The organism is Chthoniobacterales bacterium (assembly GCA_036569045.1).
Classification (GTDB): domain Bacteria; phylum Verrucomicrobiota; class Verrucomicrobiia; order Chthoniobacterales; family JAATET01; genus JAATET01.
In genome coordinates this window covers 22,801-29,151 of the sequence record DATCRI010000051.1, presented here as the reverse complement: position 1 = coordinate 29,151, position 6,351 = coordinate 22,801, and the positions used below count along the sequence as shown (strand labels likewise).

General features: G+C 53.7%; 6 protein-coding genes and 1 pseudogene. 3 read left to right on the top strand and 4 right to left on the bottom strand.

What is annotated here, in order from left to right; genetic code table 11:
* Positions 1 to 425 precede the first annotated feature (425 nt).
* Together VIM61_09765 and VIM61_09760 are read left to right on the top strand one after the other, a co-directional pair.
* Complete coding sequence (locus VIM61_09765) at positions 426 to 1,406, top strand: IS1595 family transposase (GenBank protein ID HEY8900685.1); 981 nt, start codon at positions 426 to 428, stop codon at positions 1,404 to 1,406.
* A gap of 30 nt (positions 1,407 to 1,436) precedes the next feature.
* Positions 1,437 to 1,601 (top strand): hypothetical protein, encoded by a 165-nt coding sequence (locus VIM61_09760; GenBank protein ID HEY8900684.1) that lies wholly within the window; start codon positions 1,437 to 1,439, stop codon positions 1,599 to 1,601.
* A gap of 361 nt (positions 1,602 to 1,962) precedes the next feature.
* Here VIM61_09760 and VIM61_09755 read toward each other — a convergent pair whose 3' ends face one another.
* Entirely contained in the window at positions 1,963 to 2,628 is a 666-nt protein-coding gene (locus VIM61_09755) for a hypothetical protein (GenBank protein HEY8900683.1), read from the bottom strand.
* A gap of 182 nt (positions 2,629 to 2,810) precedes the next feature.
* Between VIM61_09755 and VIM61_09750 the strand changes: the two genes are divergently transcribed.
* Positions 2,811 to 3,251 carry a hypothetical protein gene (locus VIM61_09750; GenBank protein HEY8900682.1) on the top strand — a complete coding sequence of 147 codons (441 nt, stop codon included), beginning with the start codon at positions 2,811 to 2,813 and terminating at the stop codon, positions 3,249 to 3,251.
* Positions 3,252 to 3,309: 58 nt separating this feature from the next.
* Here VIM61_09750 and VIM61_09745 read toward each other — a convergent pair.
* The 3 genes and pseudogenes from VIM61_09745 to xylA all read right to left on the bottom strand — a co-directional run bounded on the left by VIM61_09745 (position 3,310) and on the right by xylA (position 6,311).
* A pseudogene (locus tag VIM61_09745) lies at positions 3,310 to 4,029 on the bottom strand (IS30 family transposase).
* 416 nt (positions 4,030 to 4,445) lie between these two features.
* Positions 4,446 to 4,718 carry a hypothetical protein gene (locus VIM61_09740; GenBank protein ID HEY8900681.1) on the bottom strand — a complete coding sequence of 91 codons (273 nt, stop codon included), beginning with the start codon at positions 4,716 to 4,718 and terminating at the stop codon, positions 4,446 to 4,448.
* A gap of 279 nt (positions 4,719 to 4,997) precedes the next feature.
* Entirely contained in the window at positions 4,998 to 6,311 is a 1,314-nt protein-coding gene (gene xylA / locus VIM61_09735; GenBank protein HEY8900680.1) for a xylose isomerase, read from the bottom strand.
* Positions 6,312 to 6,351 lie beyond the last annotated feature (40 nt).

The window sequence follows — 6,351 nt, the reverse complement described above, 5'->3', positions numbered from 1 at the left end:
TGTTATTGCTGACCCTGACGGGAATCTTATTGGATTTGGCCAAGAAAGTAAAAATGCGGGCTAACAAGACGCTGCAGCTAACCCCTAGCCGCCGCGCGTCAACTTTTCACGACCGCCCATCCTTTCTGTCCACGCTCACCCAAGAGCTCCACCCGCGCTCGGGGTAGCTGAGCTTGGCGTTAGCCCTGATTAAAAGCATCTACCGGCGTCTGTGAGCCGTTCACGATCATTGTCCTTTTGGATTCTGCGGCTCACGACATTGGCTCGGCTCTTTTTCAGCATTCAAGTCGGGGCTTTTGCTTCGACCGCGCCATCACCTCTGAATTTCTGACAGCCATCCACATCTGATCTTCGATGATCTTGATCTCCCTTTTTAAGGCAATAAATCACTTGACTCACAATCTCTCTTTAGCTAAAAGAGAGAAATGAAGGTTGAATCTGAGTTTCCCACGACGCTTCAAGGGGCGATCAAATACTTTTCGGACGAAGAAAAAGCGTTCGAGTTCATGAAGAACATTCGCTGGCCCGATGGCAAAGTTTGCTGCCCTCGCTGCGGCGGTGACAAAGTGAGTTTCGTTTCCACTCGCAAGCTCTGGACCTGCAAGGAGTGCAAGACCAAGAAGCAATTCACGATCCGCGTCGGCACGATCTTGGAGGATAGCCCTATCAGCTATGACAAGTGGATTTGCGCCTTTTGGCTCATCGCCAACGCCAAGAACGGAATCAGCAGTTACGAAATCGGCCGCGCCCTCGGCGTCACCCAGCGCACGGGCTGGTTCATGCTCCAGCGCATCCGCCTCGCCATGCAGTCCGGCAGCATCATCAAAGAGAAGATCGGAGGAATCGTTGAAGTGGACGAGAGCTACATCGGCGGCAAGGCGCGGAACATGCACAAGCACACGAAGATTGGCCGAGGCATCAACGGAACGGGCATGGCCGGTAAAACCGCCGTAATGGGCCTCCTAGAGCGCCACGGCCCCAAGCATTCGCGCATCATCGCTGAGGTTCTGCCCAAGACTCCCACGAAGAAAGCTCTCATCGGTCGCGTGAAGAAATACGTCCTTCTGGAGGCGGAGGTTCACACCGATGCCCTCAACTCCTACAATGACCTTTCCAAGGAGTTCCAACACAAGGTTGTGGATCATGCCGAGTGCTACGTGAAGGGAAACGTCCACACGAACGGCTCGGAGAACTTCTGGAGCCTGCTCAAGCGTGGTATCCGTGGCACCTACGTCTCGGTTGAACCTTTCCACCTGTTCCGCTATCTTGACGAACAGGTCTTCCGCTTCAACGAACGCAAGAACGAGGCTGGAGACCAAGGCCGATTCCTGAAAGCGATGGCCGGGATCATAGGAAAGCGGCTGACGTGGGAAAAGCTCACAGCGGATTCCTACCTTCCGGCGTAAGCGACAGAACAAAAGAGGCAAACGAAAGAAATGAGTGACCACCCGCCACCGGAGCCCACGCCTTTTGAGAAAATGGCCGCTCTTGCGTCCAAAGTGATTGCTGTTCCGAAATCCGAAGTGGATAAACGAGAAGCCGAATGGCGCGAAGAGCGCGAGAAGGCTACCGAGCAGAAGAAACGCGAAGCTCCGCGCTGACGGTTACTTTAGAGTTGTGCCGAATTAGTTCGAGGATTTGCGCGCCAATGGGCGTCGGAACGAATCCTGAGCCACCGCAACGATGACAAGATTCCTTACCGTCTTCAGACTCATGGCAACTAAAACTTCCACGACCATCGCAGTGGTCGCATTTTACTTCTAAAGTAGGTAGGTTGTTCATCAGATTGGTTTATTCGCTGTTAGCCAGTCGTCCACGGCTCCGATCAATAAATATCCGCATTTTAGATTCGCGTCAACTAAGCTGCACACGTCATCTCCAGTGGTCGGGAATACACTTTTTTCTGCATATCCGGCCCACTTCGTGAGATGTTTTTCCACGCATCCTTGATGAAATATGTCGTCAACGCGACCGGCATTGTGAACCAAGATATTTCGGAGAAGCCCCGAGGGCATCAACGCACTGCTCATTGATCGGATTTGTTACTTTATGATAATTCGAGAATCCAATTATATAAGCCCTGCGAATACTTTCGAGTTTCTGATAACTCTTGGTTTGAAGATTCGTTAAATCTTCCAGAGATAATGCAGAGAAGCATTCGGGATGCAATTTTGTTGAATCGCGTAAGAGTTGTCGCATCACGACTTCAAATGAGGTCCATGCCTGGATCAATACTCCGTTGAGAAATGCCTCGAACACCTCATTTATGTTGGTTGTCCTTTTAATGAACTGGTCAAGGTTTGCAATTAGACCCGTCATGAACATCCGAATGGTTTCTGTATCCTGATTGATTAAACTTCCAAGTATCTCGGTTATCTCATCTCCTCTACTATGAATTAGCGGGATCGTTTCCTGTGTGGGCTCCCCGCCACAAACTCGGTGTATTGCGAGTCGATGAAAGTCCGCTGTCAGTGCGGCATATGCCGGAACTTCAACCATTCGCGCGGTTCGGATCACATTTTCTCTGAAAATATCGCGCGCGCCGCGCGTGGCAGGCCATTGGAGATTGAGTGCATCGAAGTCGATTACTTCGATGCGGGCCGCCTCTTTGATCTTCAAATCTCTCATTGGCAGCACTCATATCAGGAATCTACTTGTGAGTGAAGTGATTTATTGCCCTAACAAGGCGCTGCAGCTAACCCCTAGCCGCGACGCGCTACTTTTTCACGAACGTTCCGTTATTCCTCCAACGCGAGTCCCAACCCCAACCCGCGTTCGGGGCAGCTGAGCTTGGCGTTAGGTCATTTTAAATGAAGCTTTGGATTCGCAATATTCTTATCGGAGCCGGGATACTTACACTTGCCTTTGCAGTATTTATTTTTTGCTGCATCGCTCTTTTTCTTCTTCCGACTAATGATCGAGATAACGCCAATCCCACCAAAAAGACTGAAATGGTTGATTTATCCATTCGGTGGGGACAGCTTGCGCCTTTTCCGAGCTCATCTCAGAATTTTTCGATTCATACCGAAGGAAATTCATTCACCAGAACGTTCCGAGGATCATTCACGGATTCCCCGCAGATCATTTCTCAGTGGCTCAAAGATTCTCGTGGAGTATCAGAAGGAACATCTGAAATACAGCCTGACAAATCTACCAAGTATATTTTGAGAACCGCAGAAGGCGCATCTTACGGAGAGGTTATTGTATCTCCAGATCAGTCCCATGTTTCTTTCCGCGTCTCCTGGAGTTAAAAATACAGACCTGACATCAACTTTGAAGTGCGACAAGATGGACTAATTGAAGAAGCATTCATAGGGGTTTTTGAAGTTTAGCCGTTTTCTGGGACGAAGATTGATTTTCAGCGCGATCCGGTCGCATTGATCCTGAGTTAAGTTTGCCATGCTTTGACGCTTCGGGAGATATTGGCGGATCAGGCCGTTCGTATTCTCGTTGGTTCCCCGTTCCCACGAGTGGTGCGGCGTCGCAAAGTAGAAACTTCACATCACTTTGCTCCTCGATTTGACGATAGCTGTGGAATTCGGCGCCATTGTCGGCCGTGATCGTTTTCATTCTCCCGTAATGTCCATTGACAAAATCCAGGATTGCTCTGGTGGCCTCCTCGCTGGTTCTGGCCTTGAGTTTTCCGATCAGCAGATAGCCGGTTTTTCTCTCCACCATGGTCAGGATGCAGTCTTTTCCTCTTCCCCCCAGAACCGTGTCGATCTCCCAGTGCCCGATCCTTCTTCGTCTCTCGATGGAGGCTGGTCTCTCTGTAATCGGTCGTTTTCCGGCCACTCTTCCTCGACTGTCTTTCCCTGCGTAGCGCTTCCTCCTCTGCTTTCTCGCTCCTCTTAGGTGCTCGTGCAGCCGTCCTCCTTCCCGCTTATCTCTCCACACATATTGATAGATTCTTTCGTGGCTGATCTTCATTTCCTTTCTCCTCTTCAGGTGCCCGCTGATTTGCTCCGGGCTCCATTCCTGCCTTAGCAAATCTTCCACTCGTTTCCATTGCTCCTGGCATATTCGCTCATTGCGGTTCGACCTCTAACAAGACGCTGCAGCTAGGGTGCAGGAACAGGGCATTGGCTCGAGCGGCTTCAATGAGGCCGATAGTCGGCTCATTCTTATGAGGAGCCAGATTGTCCATGACGACGATGTCCCCGGGCCTCAGAGGAGGCACCAACACCTCGCGCACGAACGCTCGGAGAACCTCCGTGTCGGTGGCTCCATCGATGGCCATGGCGGCCGTGGTGCCATCCACGCGGACGGCTCCGATAACCGTCGTCGTGCGTCAATGACCATGCGGCACCCCGCAGCGCAAGCGCTGGCCACGCGGACAGCGGCCTCGCAGGCGGATCATGTTCGTTTTGGCCGCCGACTCGTCGAAGAAGACGAGCCGCGAAGGGTCGATCCCGCTCTGGCGGCGCTTCCACTGCGCACGTCCTTTAATGATGTCCGGGCGGCTTTGCTCGCTGGCGTGGAGCGTCTTTTTTAGATGTCAGCCCCATGCCGCGCAGCACGTAGTGAATCGCTGGCAGCGTGCAGTTCAGCTCCAAGGCATCGCGAAGCTGGGCCAGCGTCATATCCGGCTTCTGTTCGAGCAGCGCGCTCAATGCCTGGCGGTGGCTCTCTACGATCCGCGCCTTGCGACCGCACCGATCATAACGGGCTCCGATCTTCGCTCCCTGCCGCTTGCGCGCCAGGAGCTTCTTGACCATCCCCCACAGACATTTCGAGTCGCCGCGCCACCTGCTCTCTGGTGCAGTCTCCCTTCTCGTATGCCTTCAGGATGCGCTCCCGTAAATCCATCGACAGTGCCTTCGTTTCAAATGACTACTCCCAATTAAACAGGCGGCCGATTTGCACCAAACTCGCTTGGAGAGACTAAAACAAGTGCTGCCGCTGCGTCCTTCCCCGGACCCAGCGGCAGCGATAGCGCGATGCCTCCCGTCATCGACGGTGCTGTGCCTTCGAAAACAACGAAGACAAGCTGACGATTACCCGCGGATGAACTGGTTAATGATGCCCTCGATAATCTCCTGCTTGCCGGGGCGAAGAACCGGACTCTCAGAGGCCAAGGCCAGCGCATGGAGTTCGTCGAATGAGGATCCACGGGCTTCGATCTTACGACCGAGGTCGGAATCCCAGCTCGCGTAACGGTTGCGAACGATTTCTGCGATGCGGCCGTCTGCACGGATCGCGGCCGCGGCCTTGAGACCAGTGGCAAAGGCGTCCATTCCCATAATGTGCGAATGGAAGAGGTCGAGCGGCTCAAACGAATCGCGACGGCGCTTCGCGTCGAAGTTCAGACCGCCGGTGGTGAATCCTCCCATGGCGAGGAGTTCAAGCATCACGCCGGTGGTGAGGTAAAGATCCGACGGAAATTCGTCGGTGTCCCAGCCGCAATTTGCCGTGCCCTGATTTGCGTCGATGGACCCAAGGGCCCCGGCTTCGCGGGCGACACGCATCTCATGCACCATCGTCTTGCCGGCAAGCGTGGCGTGGTTCGTCTCGAGGTTGAGTTTGAAATGCTCGAGCAGGTCAAATTCGCGCAGGAAATTCAGGCACGCCGCAGAGTCCGAATCATACTGGTGGGTCGTGGGCTCCTGGGGCTTCGGTTCGATATAGAACTGCCCGGTGAAACCAATCTGCTTCTTGTAATCGACGGCCATGTGGAGAAACGCCGCCAGATGCTCCCGCTCGCGGCGCAGGTCGGTATTGAGGATTGTGCTGTAGCCCTCTCGCCCCCCCCAGAACGTGTAGCCTTCTCCGCGAAGGGCATTCGTGACGTCCATTGCCTTTTTCACCTGGGCGGCGGCAAAGGTGTAAACGCCGAGTTCCGGAGATGTCGCTCCGCCCTGGGCGAACCGGGGATGAGTGAAAAGACAGGCCGTGCCCCAGAGCAATTTGCAGCCGGTCTCCGTCTGCTTCTCCTTGAGATGCGCCGCAATCTGGTCGAAGACTCGCTCGGTCTCCGCGATGGTGCCACGTTCTGGCGAAACGTCGCGATCGTGGAAACAGTAGTATTCGATCCCGATCTTCTCCAGAAATTCAAAGAAAACATCAATGCGCTTGAGCGCGTTGCTCACGGAGTCCGTGCCATCATCCCAAGGCATCAGGGCCGTGCCAGAACCGAACGGATCGGCAAGTGGATTACGCATGCAATGCCAATAGGCGGCGCCAAAGCGGAGATGCTCACGCATCGTTTTGCCTTCGATTACGGCGTCAGCGTCGTAAGACTTGAAGGCGAGAGGATTGCGGGACGAACTGCCTTCGTAGGCGATCTTGGAGGTGGGAAACGTATCAGACATCGGAGAGATAAGACGTCGTTATCTATAATCATTCTTCCGA